General features: G+C 70.8%; 16 protein-coding genes and 4 tRNA genes. 3 read left to right on the top strand and 17 right to left on the bottom strand.

The annotated features are described in order from the left end of the window. Positions 1–494: 494 nt before the first annotated feature. The 14 genes from rplL to ACQUFX_RS29880 form a co-directional block, all read right to left on the bottom strand. On the bottom strand, positions 495–881 hold the full coding sequence (gene rplL / locus ACQUFX_RS29945) for a 50S ribosomal protein L7/L12 (protein WP_428963519.1): 387 nt from the start codon (positions 879–881) through the stop codon (positions 495–497). 54 nt (positions 882–935) lie between these two features. After that, entirely contained in the window at positions 936–1484 is a 549-nt protein-coding gene (rplJ, locus tag ACQUFX_RS29940) for a 50S ribosomal protein L10 (protein ID WP_428963518.1), read from the bottom strand. A 429-nt stretch (positions 1485–1913) separates the two neighbouring features. Further along, a complete protein-coding gene (gene rplA / locus ACQUFX_RS29935) occupies positions 1914–2630 on the bottom strand; it encodes a 50S ribosomal protein L1 (protein ID WP_067359602.1) in 717 nt (238 codons plus the stop codon). A gap of 82 nt (positions 2631–2712) precedes the next feature. Next, positions 2713–3144: a 50S ribosomal protein L11 gene (rplK, locus tag ACQUFX_RS29930; protein ID WP_067359601.1), complete on the bottom strand. Its 432-nt coding sequence runs from the start codon at positions 3142–3144 to the stop codon at positions 2713–2715. A 210-nt stretch (positions 3145–3354) separates the two neighbouring features. Beyond that, positions 3355–4077 carry a transcription termination/antitermination protein NusG gene (gene nusG / locus ACQUFX_RS29925; protein ID WP_428963517.1) on the bottom strand — a complete coding sequence of 241 codons (723 nt, stop codon included), beginning with the start codon at positions 4075–4077 and terminating at the stop codon, positions 3355–3357. A gap of 38 nt (positions 4078–4115) precedes the next feature. Beyond that, positions 4116–4532, bottom strand: coding sequence for a preprotein translocase subunit SecE (gene secE, locus ACQUFX_RS29920; RefSeq protein ID WP_428967125.1), 417 nt, complete (start codon positions 4530–4532; stop codon positions 4116–4118). A 210-nt stretch (positions 4533–4742) separates the two neighbouring features. Then, positions 4743–4815, bottom strand: a tRNA-Trp gene (locus ACQUFX_RS29915). A gap of 131 nt (positions 4816–4946) precedes the next feature. Further along, positions 4947–5339, bottom strand: a complete 393-nt coding sequence (locus ACQUFX_RS29910) for a MaoC family dehydratase (protein WP_067359598.1) — start codon at positions 5337–5339, stop codon at positions 4947–4949. A 1-nt stretch (position 5340) separates the two neighbouring features. Further along, positions 5341–5787: an FAS1-like dehydratase domain-containing protein gene (locus ACQUFX_RS29905; protein ID WP_428963516.1), complete on the bottom strand. Its 447-nt coding sequence runs from the start codon at positions 5785–5787 to the stop codon at positions 5341–5343. A 195-nt stretch (positions 5788–5982) separates the two neighbouring features. Continuing rightward, positions 5983–6150 (bottom strand): 50S ribosomal protein L33, encoded by a 168-nt coding sequence (rpmG, locus tag ACQUFX_RS29900; RefSeq protein WP_046567246.1) that lies wholly within the window; start codon positions 6148–6150, stop codon positions 5983–5985. A 132-nt stretch (positions 6151–6282) separates the two neighbouring features. Next, positions 6283–6355 (bottom strand) — tRNA-Met (locus ACQUFX_RS29895). 26 nt (positions 6356–6381) lie between these two features. Next, positions 6382–6454, bottom strand: a tRNA-Thr gene (locus ACQUFX_RS29890). 369 nt (positions 6455–6823) lie between these two features. Further along, positions 6824–9352, bottom strand: coding sequence for a putative bifunctional diguanylate cyclase/phosphodiesterase (locus tag ACQUFX_RS29885; protein ID WP_428963515.1), 2529 nt, complete (start codon positions 9350–9352; stop codon positions 6824–6826). 809 nt (positions 9353–10161) lie between these two features. Further along, the gene (locus ACQUFX_RS29880; RefSeq protein ID WP_428963514.1) at positions 10162–10641 is read right to left on the bottom strand and encodes a hypothetical protein; all 480 of its coding nucleotides are present in this window, start codon (positions 10639–10641) and stop codon (positions 10162–10164) included. Between the two features lie 120 nt (positions 10642–10761). On the opposite strand from ACQUFX_RS29880, the gene ACQUFX_RS29875 reads away from it, so the two are divergent. Beyond that, positions 10762–11115, top strand: a complete 354-nt coding sequence (locus tag ACQUFX_RS29875; RefSeq protein WP_428963513.1) for a hypothetical protein — start codon at positions 10762–10764, stop codon at positions 11113–11115. Positions 11116–11436: 321 nt separating this feature from the next. Here ACQUFX_RS29875 and ACQUFX_RS29870 read toward each other — a convergent pair. Continuing rightward, positions 11437–11520: transfer RNA gene (locus ACQUFX_RS29870), tRNA-Tyr, on the bottom strand. A gap of 149 nt (positions 11521–11669) precedes the next feature. Between ACQUFX_RS29870 and ACQUFX_RS29865 the strand changes: the two genes are divergently transcribed. Both ACQUFX_RS29865 and ACQUFX_RS29860 read left to right on the top strand, forming a co-directional pair. Then, positions 11670–12164, top strand: a complete 495-nt coding sequence (locus ACQUFX_RS29865) for a YajQ family cyclic di-GMP-binding protein (RefSeq protein ID WP_428963512.1) — start codon at positions 11670–11672, stop codon at positions 12162–12164. A gap of 181 nt (positions 12165–12345) precedes the next feature. After that, complete coding sequence (locus tag ACQUFX_RS29860; protein WP_428963511.1) at positions 12346–12879, top strand: AAA family ATPase; 534 nt, start codon at positions 12346–12348, stop codon at positions 12877–12879. A gap of 86 nt (positions 12880–12965) precedes the next feature. Here the strand turns inward: ACQUFX_RS29860 and ACQUFX_RS29855 are convergent, their stop codons facing one another. Together ACQUFX_RS29855 and htpX are read right to left on the bottom strand one after the other, a co-directional pair. Continuing rightward, entirely contained in the window at positions 12966–14240 is a 1275-nt protein-coding gene (locus ACQUFX_RS29855) for an MFS transporter (RefSeq protein WP_428963510.1), read from the bottom strand. A gap of 154 nt (positions 14241–14394) precedes the next feature. After that, positions 14395–15270 carry a zinc metalloprotease HtpX gene (gene htpX / locus ACQUFX_RS29850; RefSeq protein WP_067359589.1) on the bottom strand — a complete coding sequence of 292 codons (876 nt, stop codon included), beginning with the start codon at positions 15268–15270 and terminating at the stop codon, positions 14395–14397. Positions 15271–15302 lie beyond the last annotated feature (32 nt).

Here is a 15302-nt window from a genome sequence, read left to right as displayed (position 1 = left end):
ATCGGACATTCCGAACAGGGGTCAAGTCGGAAGGCAGCGCAAACTAGCAGTGTAGCCGAAAGGCTAACCGCTGTCCAGCCCACCCCGCAGGTCGTCGCGGAACGTGCCTCGGGGACCCTGGAACCGGGTCTCACCGGGCCGCTCGGAACGCGGCGTTCCTGCCGGGCCGCTCAGGTCCTGCGGCGGTGCTACCGCTGCCATTACCCGAGTGGTGGCCGTTGCAAGCGCGGAAGGTCTTGCTGTGTGTCAGCGTGCCTGTCGGGTCGGTGTCGCGTCAAGGGCCGAACCTACGGGTGAGAACTTCTTTGCATCCGCGCCCGCCCCGTCGGTAGCCGTCAGGCTACCCCACCCCGGCACCGGACGCCCTGGTCACGCAGGTGCGACCGGGGCCCGCCAACGACGACGGGCGGCGACCCGTAGCCGGATCGCCGCCCGTCGCGACGCGGTGTGTGCGCCGGCTCACTGAGCCGGCACCCGCCTGGTGGAGCCTCAGGTCACTTGAGGGTGACCTTGGCGCCCTCGCCCTCGAGCTTGGCCTTGGCCTTCTCGGCGGTCTCCTTGTTGACCTTCTCCAGGATCGCCTTCGGCGCGGACTCGACCGCGTCCTTGGCCTCCTTGAGGCCCAGGCCGGTCAGCTCACGCACGACCTTGATGACCTGGATCTTCTTGCCACCGTCAGCCTCGAGGACGACGTCGAACTCGTCCTTCTCCTCCTCGGCCGGAGCGGCGCCACCCGGGGCACCCGGGGCGGCGGCCACGGCGACCGGGGCCGCGGCGGTGACCTCAAAGGTCTCCTCGAACTGCTTCACGAACTCGGAGAGCTCGATCAGCGTCATCTCCTTGAACGCGTCGAGCAGCTCGTCGGTGCTGAGCTTCGCCATGTCTGGCGTCCTTTCCTGAAAGGTTTACTAAGAACGTGGGTGCGCCGTGCGGCCTCAGGCCGCCTCGGCGCCCTCCTGCTCGCGCTTCTTGTCCGCCAGGGCAGCCGCCGCGCGGGCGGTCTTGGAGAGCGGAGCCTGGAACAGGGCCGCGGCCTTGCTCAGGTTGCCCTTCATCGCGCCGGCCAGCTTGGCCAGCAGCACCTCGCGGGACTCCAGGTCGGCGAGCTTCGTGACCTCGGCCGCGGTGATGGCCTTGCCCTCGAAGACACCGCCCTTGATGACGAGCTTCGGGTTGGCCTTCGCGAAGTCGCGAAGCCCCTTCGCCGCCTCGACGACGTCGCCCGAAACGAAAGTCAGCGCGGTAGGACCGGTGAACAGCTCGTCGAGGCCGGAGATGCCCGCGTCGGTCGCGGCACGCTTGGCCAGCGTGTTCTTCGCGACCGTGTAGGAAGTCTCCTTGCCGAGCGAGCGCCGCAGCTGGGTGAGCTGGGAGACCGTCAGACCACGGTACTCGGTGAGCACGGTCGCCCCCGCGGTGCGGAAGCTCTCGGTCAGCTCGGCGACGGCCGTGGCCTTGTCGGCCCGGATCGGCTTGTCCGCCATGTCCCTCCTCTCTCGTTACTCGGAGCTGGTCGCCGTCGTCGGGCCGGTGGGCCCTGGGACGGCGGCGGAGGCATCACGACAAACGAAAAGCCCCGGCGCAGGGCGCACGGGGCGAGAGACGGCAGATCGTCGTGGTCGGCGGACCACGGGACACACCGAAGTTTCGCTTACCGCCCTGCGCGGGCCGCCCGTCATCGCGGGACCTTCGACCGTGCCGAGGCACGGCGACCAGCGGTCTCTGGGTGGAACAACTCAGTCAGGTTACGTGACGTATCCGGTGGACACCAAATCGCCCCCACGTGCCCCGGGTCACTCCCCCGCCCGACCGGCCGGGAACAGCACGACGGGCCCCGCCAGGTCGTGGCGGGGCCCGTCGGGTCGTGGCGGGGCCCGTCGGGTCGTGGCGGGGCCCGTCGGGTCGACTGCTGCTCAGCCCTCGGCGCCGGACTCCTGGAGGTTCTTCACCACGTTGGGGTCGACCGGGACACCCGGGCCCATGGTGGTGGTCAGGGTGACCTTCTTGAGGTACTTGCCCTTCGCCGCGGACGGCTTGGCCCGCAGCACCTCGTCGAGGACGGCGGCGTAGTTGTCGACGAGCTGCGACGCCGAGAAGGACGCCTTGCCGATGATCAGGTGCAGGTTCGAGTGCTTGTCCACCCGGAAGGCGATCTTGCCGCCCTTGATGTCCGTGACCGCCTTGGTGACGTCCATGGTCACCGTGCCGGTCTTCGGGTTCGGCATCAGGCCGCGCGGGCCCAGGATCCGCGCGATCCGACCGATCTTGGCCATCTGGTCCGGGGTGGCGATGGCGGCGTCGAAGTCCAGCCAACCGCCCTGGATCCGGGCGACCAGCTCGTCGGTGCCCACCTCGTCCGCGCCCGCCGCGACGGCCTCCTCGGCCTTCGCGCCGGCGGCGAAGACGATCACGCGGGCGGTCTTGCCGGTGCCGTGCGGCAGGTTGACCGTGCCCCGGACCATCTGGTCCGCCTTGCGGGGGTCGACGCCGAGGCGCATGGCGACCTCGACCGTGGCGTCGAACTTGGTGTTGGTGGTCTCCTTGGCGAGCTTGACCGCCTCGGCCGGGGTGTAGAGCTTCGAGCGGTCGATGACCTCGGCCGCCTTGCGGTACGCCTTGCTGCGCTGCATTTCTGGTTACTCCTGTGGTCTCTGGCGGGCCGCGCGACCGCGCGCCCTCCCACGATCGGGTCTGGTCGGGAGGTGACCGACGTCAGTCGGCGACGTTCAGGCCCATCGACCGGGCGGTGCCGGCGATGATCTTCTCGGCCTGCTCGATGTCGTTGGCGTTGAGGTCCGCCATCTTCTTCTCGGCGATCTCCCGGAGCTGGGCGCGGGTCACCGAGCCGACCTTCTCCTTGTGCGGGACGCCCGAGCCCTTCTGCACGCCGGCGGCCTTGATCAGCAGCCGGGCGGCGGGCGGGGTCTTCAGCACGAAGGTGAAGGAGCGGTCCTCGTACACGCTGATCTCGGCGGGGACGATGTCGCCCCGCTGCGACTCGGTCTGCGCGTTGTAGGACTTGCAGAACTCCATGATGTTCACGCCGTGCTGGCCGAGCGCGGGGCCGACCGGCGGCGCCGGGGTGGCCTGGCCCGCCGGGAGCTGAAGCGTGAACGTCTTGACGAGCTTCTTCTTCGGAGGCATGTCTCTTCCTGGGGCTTGGAACTGGGAAAGGCGCCGGCCTCGGGCGCGCACGGTCAGCGCGGTGCGACGACGGCGACGTTCTAGGGTAGCGCAGCCACCCCGGCCCCTCCGGAAGAGGTCCGGCGGGGACGACGACCCCCGCCGGGAACGGCCCGTCGGGGGTCGAGAACCACCTGTCGCCGGCGGCGGCTGCCCGCCGCCGGCGATCGGTCAGATCTTGGCGACCTGGTTGAAGTTCAGCTCGACCGGGGTCTCCCGGCCGAAGATCGACACCAGCACCTTCAGCTTCTGCTGGTCGGCGTTGATCTCGCTGATCGTGGCCGGCAGCGAGGCGAACGCGCCGTCGGTGACGGTGACCGAGTCACCGACCTCGAAGTCCAGGACCTTGACCTCGGGCTTGGCCTTCTTCTGCTCGGTCTCGACCGCCGGGGCCAGCCACTTGAGCACCTCGTCGAGGGAGAGCGGAGCCGGGCGGTCGGCCCGGTCGGTCGCCCCCACGAAGCCGGTGACCCCGGGAGTGTTGCGCACGCAGGAGTACGACTCGGCGGTCAACTCCATCCGGACCAGGATGTAGCCCGGGAAGACCTTGGCCTGGACCTGGGACCGCTTGCCGTTCTTGACCTCGACCTCTTCCCGGGTCGGCACCTCGACCTGGTAGATGTAGTCCTCCATGTCGAGGGACGTGATCCGGGTCTCGAGGTTGGTCTTGACCTTGTTCTCGTAACCGGCGTACGAGTGGACCACGTACCAGTCGCCCGGCGCGTACCGCAGCTTCTGCCGCAGCTCGGCGACCGGGTCGTAGTCCTCGGCCGGCTCGGGCTCGGTGGTCGGGAATTCCGGCTCGCTGGCGGCCCCGACCGACTCGTCACTGGCCGCCGTCGCCACCGTGGACTGGTCGTCCGTGGTTCCGGCGGTCTCGTCGTACTCAGGCACGCTCGCTCACTTCCGTCACTATCGGCTCAGTCAGCCGGTCAGCTGGGGTTGCCGAAGACCCACAGCACACCCTTCGCGAAGGCGAAGTCGAGCCCGGCCACGATCGTCAGCATCACCGCGACGAACACGACCACCACGGCGGTGTAGGTCAGCAGCTCCTTGCGGGTCGGCCAGATGACCTTACGCAATTCGGCCACGACCTCGCGGAAGAACCGCGCCACGCGGCCGAAGAGGCCCACCCGGCCGCTGTCTGCCTTGGTCTTCGGCTTGCTGTCCGCCGACTCGGCCTTGGCGGCCTTCGACCGGGTCGCGGTGCCACCGCGCGATACCGGCTCGTCCGCGCCGGTGGCGTCGGCATCGGCCACATCGTCGCCGGCGGTCTCGTCGACGACGTCGTCGTTCTCGTTCAGACGGTCGTCGCCGGCGTCCTCGCCGCGCCGCTTGTTATCGGCCACTTCGCCCTCCGTCGCGGGAAATCGGGTCGTACGCCGGGTGGCGTACGCGGCGCTGGTCACGCCGGCCGGACCAACCGTCCCGCGACGGGCCGCGGCCGGCGGACCGACCGGAAGGGCCCCGATGCCTCGGAGCCACCCGCCGATACCACCACCACGGGCCGGACGCCGCTGGGGGGCGGCGCGACCCACGGAACGGTCAGGCCTGAGGCGCAGGGGTGACAGGACTTGAACCTGCAGCCTGCGGTTTTGGAGACCGCTGCTCTGCCAATTGAGCTACACCCCTATGTGCGGCAACGCTCACCCCACCCGGTCGTGCAGGACCGTGCGGGGGTCACATGCCCCACGGCGGACCAGTGTACGGGTACCAGCACGACTTTCCCAACCGGTCTCCCCCACACGCGTGGCGAAGCCGCCTCAGCCGCGCGTCCGCACCGTCGCCCGCGCCTGCGAGAGGACCTTCTCCCCCTGGCAGACGGCGGTCACATCGAGCCTGGTGAGACCATCCTCGGTGACCTCCCGGACCTTCGCCGACACCTCGATCTCGGTGCCCTCGTCGTCGTTCGGGACCACGACCGGCCGGGCGAAGCGGACCCCGTACTCGACCACCGCGTCGGCGGTGCCGGCCCACTCCGTCAGCGCCCGGCCGACCAGCGCCATGGTGAACATCCCGTGGGCGATCACCCCCGGCAGGCCGACCGAGGTGGCCACCCGGTCGTTCCAGTGGATCGGGTTGAAGTCGCCCGACGCGCCCGCGTAGCGGACCAGGTCCGCCCGCGTCACCCGGTACGTCCTGACCGGCAGCTCCATCTCAGCCCTCCCCGCGTACGACGATCTTGGACCACATGGTGACCACCGGCTCGCCGGCCGTCGTGACGACCTCGGTACGGGTGGTCAGGAAGTCGTGCCCACCGCGCTGGGTGATCTCCTCGATGGTGAGGTGGCAGACCAGCTCGTCCCCGGCGACCACCGGGCGGACGTAGGCGAACCGCTGGTCGCCGTGGACCACCCGGCTGAAGTCGACGCCCAGCTCCGGGTCGGTGAAGACCCGCTGGCTGGCCCGCTCGGAGACCACCACGGGAAAGGTGGGCGGGGCCACCACGTCGGGGTGACCCAGCGCGCGGGCGGCAACCGGGTCGTGGTGAGCCGGGTCGGCGGCGCCGATCGCCGTGGCGAACTCGCGGATCTTTTCTCGGCCCACCTGGTAGGGGGCGGTCGGCGGGTACGTCCGGCCGACGAAGGACGGGTCCATGGGCATGCCGAGAACCTACAACGGGCCCGACACGGCCTCCGCACCCGTGACCGGGCCGGTCGGCCGGTCGCCGCGCCGACCGCCGCCGCGGGTGGCAGGTGGCCGGGAACACGAAACGCCGACCCGGGTGGACGTGCGGCGGTGCCGCGCGTCCGTTCCGGATCGGCGTTCGAGGATCGCCGGCTCGGGGCCGGCGCAGACTCAGCGGGTCTCGCGGTGCAGCGTGTGCTTGCCGTCCCGGGGGCAGAACTTCTTCAGCTCGATGCGGTCCGGGTCGTTACGGCGGTTCTTGCGCGTGATGTAGTTGCGCTCCTTGCACTCCACACACGCCAAAGTGATCTTCGGCCGGACATCGGTCGCCTTCGCCACGGCGGAGTGCCTTCCTCGCTAACGGACACAACTACAGCGCATCAGCGTACGCGTTGACGACGCGGACACGCAAAGCGGGCGCCTGTGGCGCCCGCCCCAACGACCACCGGGAACGTACCCAGAGGCCGAAAGTAGCGGTGGCCGGACTTGAACCGGCGACACAGCGATTATGAGCCGCTTGCTCTGCCATCTGAGCTACACCGCCGCGGGTGGGTCCAGCCGGACCCGTTGAGCCCCCTTACGGAATCGAACCGTAGACCTTCTCCTTACCATGGAGACGCTCTGCCGACTGAGCTAAGGGGGCCTGCGCGATCTCCCCGTGGGGCGCGCAGGGGTAAGAGTACACGGCCCGGACCCGGAGGTGAAATCGGATCCCCCGCTCACCGCCACCGGGCGCGTCTCCGCAGGTCAGAGCAGTCGCAGCGGCATCCGCAAGGGCGCTGGGGGTGGTCGGGGGCGTCCCCGGGCGGCCCTGGTCTGAGCCGGCACAGGCCGCACCGCCCGGCCGACAGCGGCCCCCGGCAGGCATGAGAGGGGCCGAGGCGGGCCAGGGGCCATCCGGGGCCGGACAGCCGGCGGCTCGTGCCGGGACGTCGGACGGCCGGGCAGGTGGCGACAGGCGCACCGGAGCCGGGACGGGGCAGCAGGAGGGCCGGGCGGGGTCAGCCGTGGATCAGGTCACGGCCCGGAGGCGGGGCAGGTCCAGGATGCCGACGGCGTCCGGCTCGGCCTGGGCGCTGAACCAGGCCGCCAACCGCTCGTACGGCAGCGGGCGGCTGAACAGGAAGCCCTGGCCGATCTCGCAGCCGATGTCCTGGAGCAGTTCCAGGGTCAGCTCGCTCTCCACCCCCTCGGCCACCACGGTGAGGCCGAACTGCTGGGAGAGGGTCACCACCGCGTTCACGATGGCCAGGTCGCCGGGATCGGTCGCCATCCCCTGGACGAACGACCGGTCCACCTTCACCTCGTGCACCGGCAGCCGCCGCAGGTACGCCAGCGAGGTCGCGCCGGTGCCGAAGTCGTCGAGCGAGAGCCGTACGCCGAGATCCCGCAGCCGCCGCAGGGTCGGGATCGGCCGGTCGGTCCCGTCGAGCACCCCGGACTCCCGGATCTCGAAGGTGAGCCGGTGCGGCGGCACGCCGTACTCGGTGAGCAGTTCGCGTACCCGCTCGGGGAAGTCACGGTCGGTGAGCGTCCGGGCGGCGAGGTTGACCGAGACGGCGAGGGGCTGCTCGGCGTGCGACCAGTCCCGGCTGCGCCGCAGCCCCTCCCGCAGCACCAGCTCGGTCAGCCGGCCGAGCTGTCCGGTGTGCTCGGCCACCGCGACGAAGTCCTCCGGCGCCACCGCCCCGTGCGTCTGGTGCTCCCAACGGGCCAGGCACTCCACACCGACCAGCCGGCGGTCCCGCAGGGTGACCTTCGGCTGGAAGTAGACCTGCACCTCACCCTCGTCGAGCGCGCGTCGCAGGTCGCCGGCGAGGCCGAGCCGGTGCAGCGACGGCGACTCCAGCGCCGGGCTGAACACCTGGACGTTGCCCGGTACGGACTTGGCCGCCATCGCGGCCAGGTCCACCCGTTGCAGCAGGGTCGCCGCGTCACTGCCGTGGTCCGGGTGCACCGCGACCCCCACCGCGGTGTCGACGTCGAGGGTCAGCGGGTCGAAGACCATCTCGTCGCGGATCTGCTCGCGCAGCGTGCCGGCCAGTTCGACGGCCGCCTCGACGTTCTCCAGCCGCAGGGTGACCACGAACTCGTCGCCACCGGCCCGGCCGACCAGGGCGGCCGACGGCGCGCAGGACCGCAGCCGGTCGGCGACCTCGGCGAGGACCTTGTCCCCGGCGGCGTGCCCGAGCGTCTCGTTGACCTGCCGCAGCCCGTCCACGTCGAAGAGCAGCACGGCGACCACCTCGCCGGGCGCCCGGATCTTCACCGCCTCGTCCAGCGCGGCGGTGATCCGACGCCGGTTGGGCAGCTTGGTCAGCGCGTCGTGGTATGCGTCGTGCCGCAGCCGGTCGACCAGCCGGGAGTTCTCCAGCGCCACTGCCGCGTGCGCCGCCACCGTCTCGAAGACGGGGATGTCGTCGGCGGTGAAGTGGTTCGGGTCGCCCAGCCGGTTGGCCACCTCCAGGGTGCCGATGACCACCTGACCGGAGCGCAGCGGCAGGATGATGACGTCCTTGACCCGTTCGGCGCGCAGGCAGGCCCGCAGGTCGGGCTCGCCGCGCAGCCGGGCGCCCACGGCGACCATCCGCGCCTCGCGCAGCGCCCGTTCCCGCAACTCCGCCGGCGTGACGGCGACGTCCAGCAGGCCGGTGTCGTCCTCCCGGGCGGTCAGCAGGAACTCGGGGTGGCGCCCCTGCGCCGGGAGCCAGAGGGTGGCGTACTCCGCCTGCATCAGGCCCCGGACCCGGCCGAGCAGGGCGTCGACCAGGGTGCCGTCGTGCCCGCTCTCGGTCATCGCCCGGGTGAGCTGGTACAGGTCGGCCAGCGTCCGGTGCTGGCGCAGGAACTGGGTGTACGAGCGGTACACCAGGACGAGGGCCAACGCGAAGGCCGCGAGCAGGACGATGCTCCACGGGTTGGTGACCAGCGTGATCAGGATGAGCAGCCCGATCACCACGTTGATGATCCCGGCCAGCAGGATCGGCGGCGAACTCCGGATGAGCTGCCGACCGGCCTGCCACCCCTGCACCACGGCGATCACGGCGACCACGGCCGCCTGGGTGACCAGCGTGTGCACGCTGGTGGCGAGGAAGAGGGTGCCCCACGTCGCCGGGCCGACCCCGTCCAACTCGGGCAGGGCCAACAGGACCGTCTCGGCCAACGACGTCCCGGCCGCCGCGAGGACGATGTTGAACCAGAACTTGACCGGGGCGAGCTTGCGCCGGATCTGCACGATCAGCGTGGCGACCGTGTAGGCCAGCACCACCGACAGCGGTGGCAGCAGGTAGAAGGCCACCACCAGGGGTATCTCGGCCAGCAGCAGGCCGAGGGCCTGCCGCCGGACGACGATGTTGATGGTGGGCATCGCGGCGGCGACCATCACCGCCAGCATTCCCAGGGTGGTCAACCACTCCCCGACCACCGGTCGGGCGACCAGGGCCAGGACGGACGAGCAGAAGACCGCGATGAGCGCGAGGGGGCCGGTGACCAACCAGGCGTTCTCGATCGACCGACGCGAACGGGGCCGGCGCTCAGCCATCCCGCCCCCTCTGACGCTCACCGTGGGATCCAGTCAGCCGGCCTGAGCCGACCTGACCGACAGGCTATCGAACGGTCACATGCGGTGACGGCATGTGCCACTCGACGCTGTTCTGGGTTTCCATCACTGCGCCCGAGAGGACCCCCAGGGCAGCAAGAGCGAGGAGGGAGCCGATGATACGGCCCAACCTTCGACCAGACATGTTCGCTCCTGTCACGAGTCCGTCAGAGAAGGCGGAGGTTCCACGATGGTGCCACACGGCATGCAGGCGTAAAAGCGGAGAGGACCGCTCCCCGGGGCACCGGCTGACTAATTCATCCGTTCGACGCCCCTGACCACCTCTCCGGCCCAGATGCCTGTCACCGCAGGTCCGTCGGCTGCTACAGAAGCTGCAAATTGCGACCTCACCCTCGAACCGCGCGGATCACCGAACCCCTGCATCTGCACCTGCGTTCGCATCTGCAGCTGCACTTGCACCACATTGGACGCTGTTCTCGGGGCACCTTCACCGTCGGCTGTTGCATCATTGATAACGGTGACCATTCGACCGCAATGCGCATTATGCGCAACTGCGCCTCGGCGTCCGCCCGGATCGCCGGAAGCCGCAGCCAGCAACGCCAGCCCGGAGACTTCGGGCCCCACCCGGACCCACAACCGCCCAAAGGGTACGGCCGCCCCGCAACCGGTTCGGCCACCGCACAGCGCGCTTGTCCGAATAGCCCACTCCCTGGTGAGCGGGGTGACGCGGGGCCGGGTCATGGACTGCCCGGCGGACCTGTCACCGGCGGCGACCCCGTAGCCCGTGACCGCTACCCGGCCCGCCCGGCTCGGCTGGCCCGGCCACCCGACCGGTCGTGACACCGCCGGGCCGGGCTGCGGCGCACTGGGCTCCGGCGGTCGGCCGGGCCGCCGTGGTAGACGTACCGGGCGCCGGCACGGTCGGACCAGGACACCTCGAAGCGGACGCAGGTCGTCACCGTCGCGCCCTCCGCCCACACGGTGTTGCTGGACGTACGGGTGAGCGCGGCGTCGACCCAACCGACCACCGGCCCCGCCTCGGCCTGCCCCGGGAGGCTTCCCGAACCGAGCACCTGCGCACCCGCCTCCGCCAACCGCCCGCGCAGGTAGCGGACGGATCCGTCGCCGAGGTCACTGCGGCTGATCGCGGCGACCTCGGCGTCCCGGACGTACCGTTGCGCATCCGCCAGGGCCGCGTCCCTGGCGTCCTGCCGGCCCCGGTCGACCGCGTCGGCGCAGCCGACGAGGGTGAGCGCGGTGACCGCCAGCACCAGACCGACCCGGCGGCAGCGCCGGTTCGTCCCGACAGTCGGAAATGGCTGAACCACGGCCCTCCCGGAGGCAGATCGGCGCTGTCCGGGTTCACCTTCACCATCTGCGGCGAGGTCGAGATGAGCGACGATACGAAAACTCTGGTGGCGTGGCGCCCGACCGGTCCTGAGGAGTTGGACCTTGTCCGCGCCTCGGGGTGGCGACGCTGGCCGCCACGCCTGCCGGACCAGCCGATCTTCTACCCGGTCCTGAACAAGGACTACGCAATACGGATCGCCCGCGACTGGAACGTGCCCGCCTCCGGCGTGGGATACGTGACCCGCTTCGAACTGGCCGCGGATTTTGCCAACCGGTACCCGATCCGCCGGGTCGGCGGGAACACGATCCTTGAGCTGTGGGTGCCCGCCGAAGAACTGGACGAGTTCAACGCACACATCGTCGGACTGATCGAGGTGGTGCACGAGTTTCGCTAGCCGGTCGGCGGCGACCGTGCCTGTCATCGGATGATTGCGACGGCGTGGAGCTGGTTGGGGGCGGACGGCGACGACGCGGAGGCGGCTACCGCAGCCGAGTCGCACCGGACGCAGCTCCTCAGCCGCCCACCGCCCGCCCGGCCCGCACGACCCCAGCCAGCCCCACCGGCGCCGGCCCGAAAGCCGTCACCGGGCCACCCAGCCGGCAAGATCGACCTGCCCACCATCTGCCCGCCGCAGTCGTGAACGGCCGGACTCGGCCAGCTCAACGACAACGGCCCCCGATCGGCATCTCTGCTGATCGGGGGCCGTGCTCGCACCTGGTGGCGGGTAGAGGATTCGAACCTCTGAAGCTTTCGCGACGGATTTACAGTCCGCTCCCATTGGCCGCTCGGGCAACCCGCCAGGGCGTACCGTCGCGCGGTGCGCGGCGGCGGATGCAAGGATAGCGGTTCCCTCCGGGCCCACCGCAACCGGGTACGGTCAGGGGGTTCCGCCCGCCGGCCGGCGGGCGACCGTCCGTACCGAGACCGCCAGACAGCAGGAGCATGAGCATGGCAGCGAACCCGTCGTTCGACATCGTGAGCAAGGTCGACCGGCAGGAGGTCGACAACGCCCTCCGTCAGGCAGAGCGGGAGCTCTCGACGCGGTTCGACTTCCGGGGCACAGGCGCCGAGATCACCTGGTCGGGTGAGGAGACGATCGGCCTCCAGGCGGAGACCGAGGAGCGGGTCCGGGCCGCCCTGGACGTCTTCAAGGAGAAGCTGGTCAAGCGGAACATCTCGCTGAAGTCGCTGGACGCCGACGACCCTCGGCCGTCCGGCAAGATCTTCAAGATCGACTGCAAGGTCGTCCAGGGCATCGAGTCGGAGAAGGCCAAGGCGATCAGCAAGAAGATCCGGGACGAGGGGCCGAAGGGCGTCCAGGCGCAGATCCAGGGCGACCAGCTCCGGGTGACCGGCAAGAAGAAGGACGACCTCCAGGCCGTCATCTCGCTGCTCAAGGCCGAGGACTTCGGGATCGCCCTCCAGTTCACCAACTACCGGTAGGCAGGTGTCGGCCGGCCTGGTGGTCAGGTCGGCTACGCCTCGTTACCGGGGCAGAAGTCGTCACCAGTCGTCGTCGTTGGTTGCCTACATCCGTCCTCCGACGCCCTGGTGACGGCCTGGACCCCGGTCCTCGTCAACCCGACCGGAGCCGTCCGGGTGCTCACGCGCGTTAGTGTGTCCCGTGATCGTGTGGCTCAACGGCACCCACGGCGCGGGCAAGACGACGACCAGCCCGCTCGTGCAGCAGCTGATCCCAGGTTCACGGGTGTTCGACGCCGAGAAAGTCGGCGAGACGCTCATGGACATCACGCCGGGGCTGCCCGAGACTGACAACTTCCAGCACTGGCCGCCGTGGCGGCAGCTCGTCGTCGAGACCGCCCTCCGCGTGCTCGACTACACCGGCGGCACTCTGGTGATTCCCATGACGGTCCTGGTCGAGCGGTACTGGCGCGAGATCAGCGGGGGCCTCGCCCACCATGCCATCCCGGTGCGGCACTTCGTCCTCCACGCTGACCAGGACACCCTCCGCCGGCGTATCGAGGCAGCACACCCCGTTCCGTCACCGTTCCGCCTCAGGTACCTCCAGCCCTACGCCGAGGCGGCCCGCACGTGGCTGCATGCTGAAGGCGAGGTCGTCGACACCACGCACCTGACTCCCGCACAAGCCGCCGGGCAGATCGTCCTTCGAGCTACCGGGGGAAGCCCGGGTACCTAGGCGAGTACTGCGCGAAGGCGCGCCCGATTCGCCTCGTAGGCGACGGCAAGCTCTCGATGGTGTCCACCAGACGGCGCGGACCGGGTTCAGGCCGGCTCGGGGGTGAGGACGCCGTCTGGGCGTACCTCGGAACGGGACTCGGCGCGGGCGACGGGGCCGGCGGGCAGCGCGGCGACCAGGGCCCCGACGGCGACCGCCGACCCGGCGAAGAGGAACGCGCCGGGCACGCCGCCGGCGTGGTCGACGATCATCCCGGCGATCGCGCCGCCGGCCGCGCTGGCCCCCACCGACATGGTCACCACCCAGGTGTACGCCTCGTTGAGCATGCCGTTCGGGGTGATCCGACCGACCAGGGTGTTCTCCAGGGTCAGCGCGGGGGCGATCAGCGCGCCCCCGACGACCAGGGCCACGCCCAGCGCGACCGGGCCCGGCATCACCGCGAAGACGGCGAAGGAGCCGGCCACCCCGGCGAGCAGCCAGGCGAACTGGCGGGTCATGTTCCGCGCGGGTGCCCGGGTGCCGAACCAGAAGCCCCCGGCGGCGCTGCCCACGCCCCAGACGGCGAGCAGCACCCCGGCCAGCCCCTCGGCGTCCCCGCCCCCGGCGTGCCCGGTGGCGTACGCCGGGACGGTCACCCCGGCCGCGCCGAACGCGACGCCGAGGCTGGCCACGCAGACCAGCAGCGCCGGGAAGCCCGGGACGCCGAGCGGGCCGAGCCCCCGGGCCTGGTGCTCGCGCGGGTGCGGACGCCAGCCGCGCATCACCCGGCCGAGCGCCACCACGGTCGTGCCGACCAGGGTGACCACGGCCGCGCCGAGCAGTGCGGCGGAGGCGTCGGCGAGGAGCACGAAGGCCGCCACGAGCAGCGGCCCGAGCACGAAGACCACCTCGAAGAGGGTGGTCTCGGCGGCGAGGGCGGTGTTGCGCAGGTGGTACCGGCCGGTGGTCGGGGCGGTGAGGTCGTTCCAGGCGCCCCGGATGGCGGCGGTGAGCGGCGGGTACGTCGCTCCGGCCACCGCCGAGGCCAGGTAGATGGAGGTCAGCGCGCCCGACCCGGAGCGGCTGGTCAGCAGCAGGGCGACCAGGGCCAGCGGGTGGGCGACGGCGGTGACCAGCAGGACCGGGGTGGGGCCGAGCCGGTCGGCGACCCGGCCGGCGACCGGGCTGAGCGCGGCCCCGGAGAGCGCGTAGATCCCACCGGCGACGGCGGCGAGGGAGTACCGCCCGGTGACCTGTTCCACGACGAGCAGCAGGGCCAGCGGCGTCATGCCGATGCCGAGCCGGCCGATGATGCCGGTGATCAGCAGTACGGGTGCCCCGGGGATCCGCCACACGCCCAGGTAGCGACCGACTGCGGCCACGACGGCCCCCCTTGTGTGTAATGAGCGCAAGACCGTACGACCCTAACGCCGACCTTCCGGCGGGGGAACGGTTTTCTGCCTCACACCAGGCCACCCGCGCCCGGTGGGAGACCGGACGCGGGTGGCGGGCGGGGTTACCGGGACGGACCGGGGGTCAGCGCTGGAAGCGGACCGGGCCGCTGTTGGCGGCCAGCTGCTCCAGCCGGCGGACCCGCTCCTCCATCGCCGGGTGGGTGGCGAACAGGGCGGCCACCCCGCCACCCTTCTTGAACGGGTTGTCGATCATCAGGTGGGCGGTGCTGGTGAGCTGCCCCTCGGCGGGCAGGGGCCGGGCCTGGGTCCCCCGGTGGATCTTGCGGAGGGCGCTGGCCAGGGCCAACGGGTCCCCGGTCAGCTCGGCCCCGGAGGCGTCCGCCTGGAACTCCCGGCTCCGGCTGATCGCCAACTGGATCACCGTGGCCGCGATCGGGCCCAGGATGATCGTCAGCAGCAGCACGAGCGGGTTGGGACCGTTCTCGTCCCGGCCGCCGAGCGGGATGAACAGGGCCAGGTTCGCCAGCATGGTGATGATGCCGGCCAGGCCGGCGGCCACGCTGGAGATCAGGATGTCCCGGTTGTAGACGTGGGACAGCTCGTGCCCGATCACGCCCCGCAACTCACGGTAGTCGAGGATCTGGGTGATCCCCTGCGTGACGCAGACCGCCGCGTGCTGCGGGTTCCGCCCGGTGGCGAACGCGTTGGGCTGGGCGGTGGGGCTCACGTAGAGCCGGGGCATCGGCTGGTCGGCCTGGGTGGCCAGTTCCCGCACCATCCGGTACAGCTCGGGGAACTGTGCCTCGCTGACCGGTTGCGCCCCCATCGAGCGTAGTGCGATCTTGTCGGAGAAGAAGTAGCTGACGCCGTTCATCAGCAGGGACACGACGACGGCGATGACCAGTCCGCCACTGCCGCCGAACCAGTAGCCCACCGCCAGGATCAGCGAGGTGAGCAGGCCGAGCAGCGCGGCGGTCTTCAGACGGTTGTGGTGCACGTTGTCTCCTTCGGTGCACGGACCGGACCCCG

It is taken from the genome of Micromonospora fluostatini, from assembly GCF_050410825.1.
Classification (GTDB): domain Bacteria; phylum Actinomycetota; class Actinomycetes; order Mycobacteriales; family Micromonosporaceae; genus Micromonospora; species Micromonospora rosaria.
The sequence above is the reverse complement of the archived record's forward strand: the minus strand, read 5'-3'. Positions and strand labels throughout refer to the sequence as shown.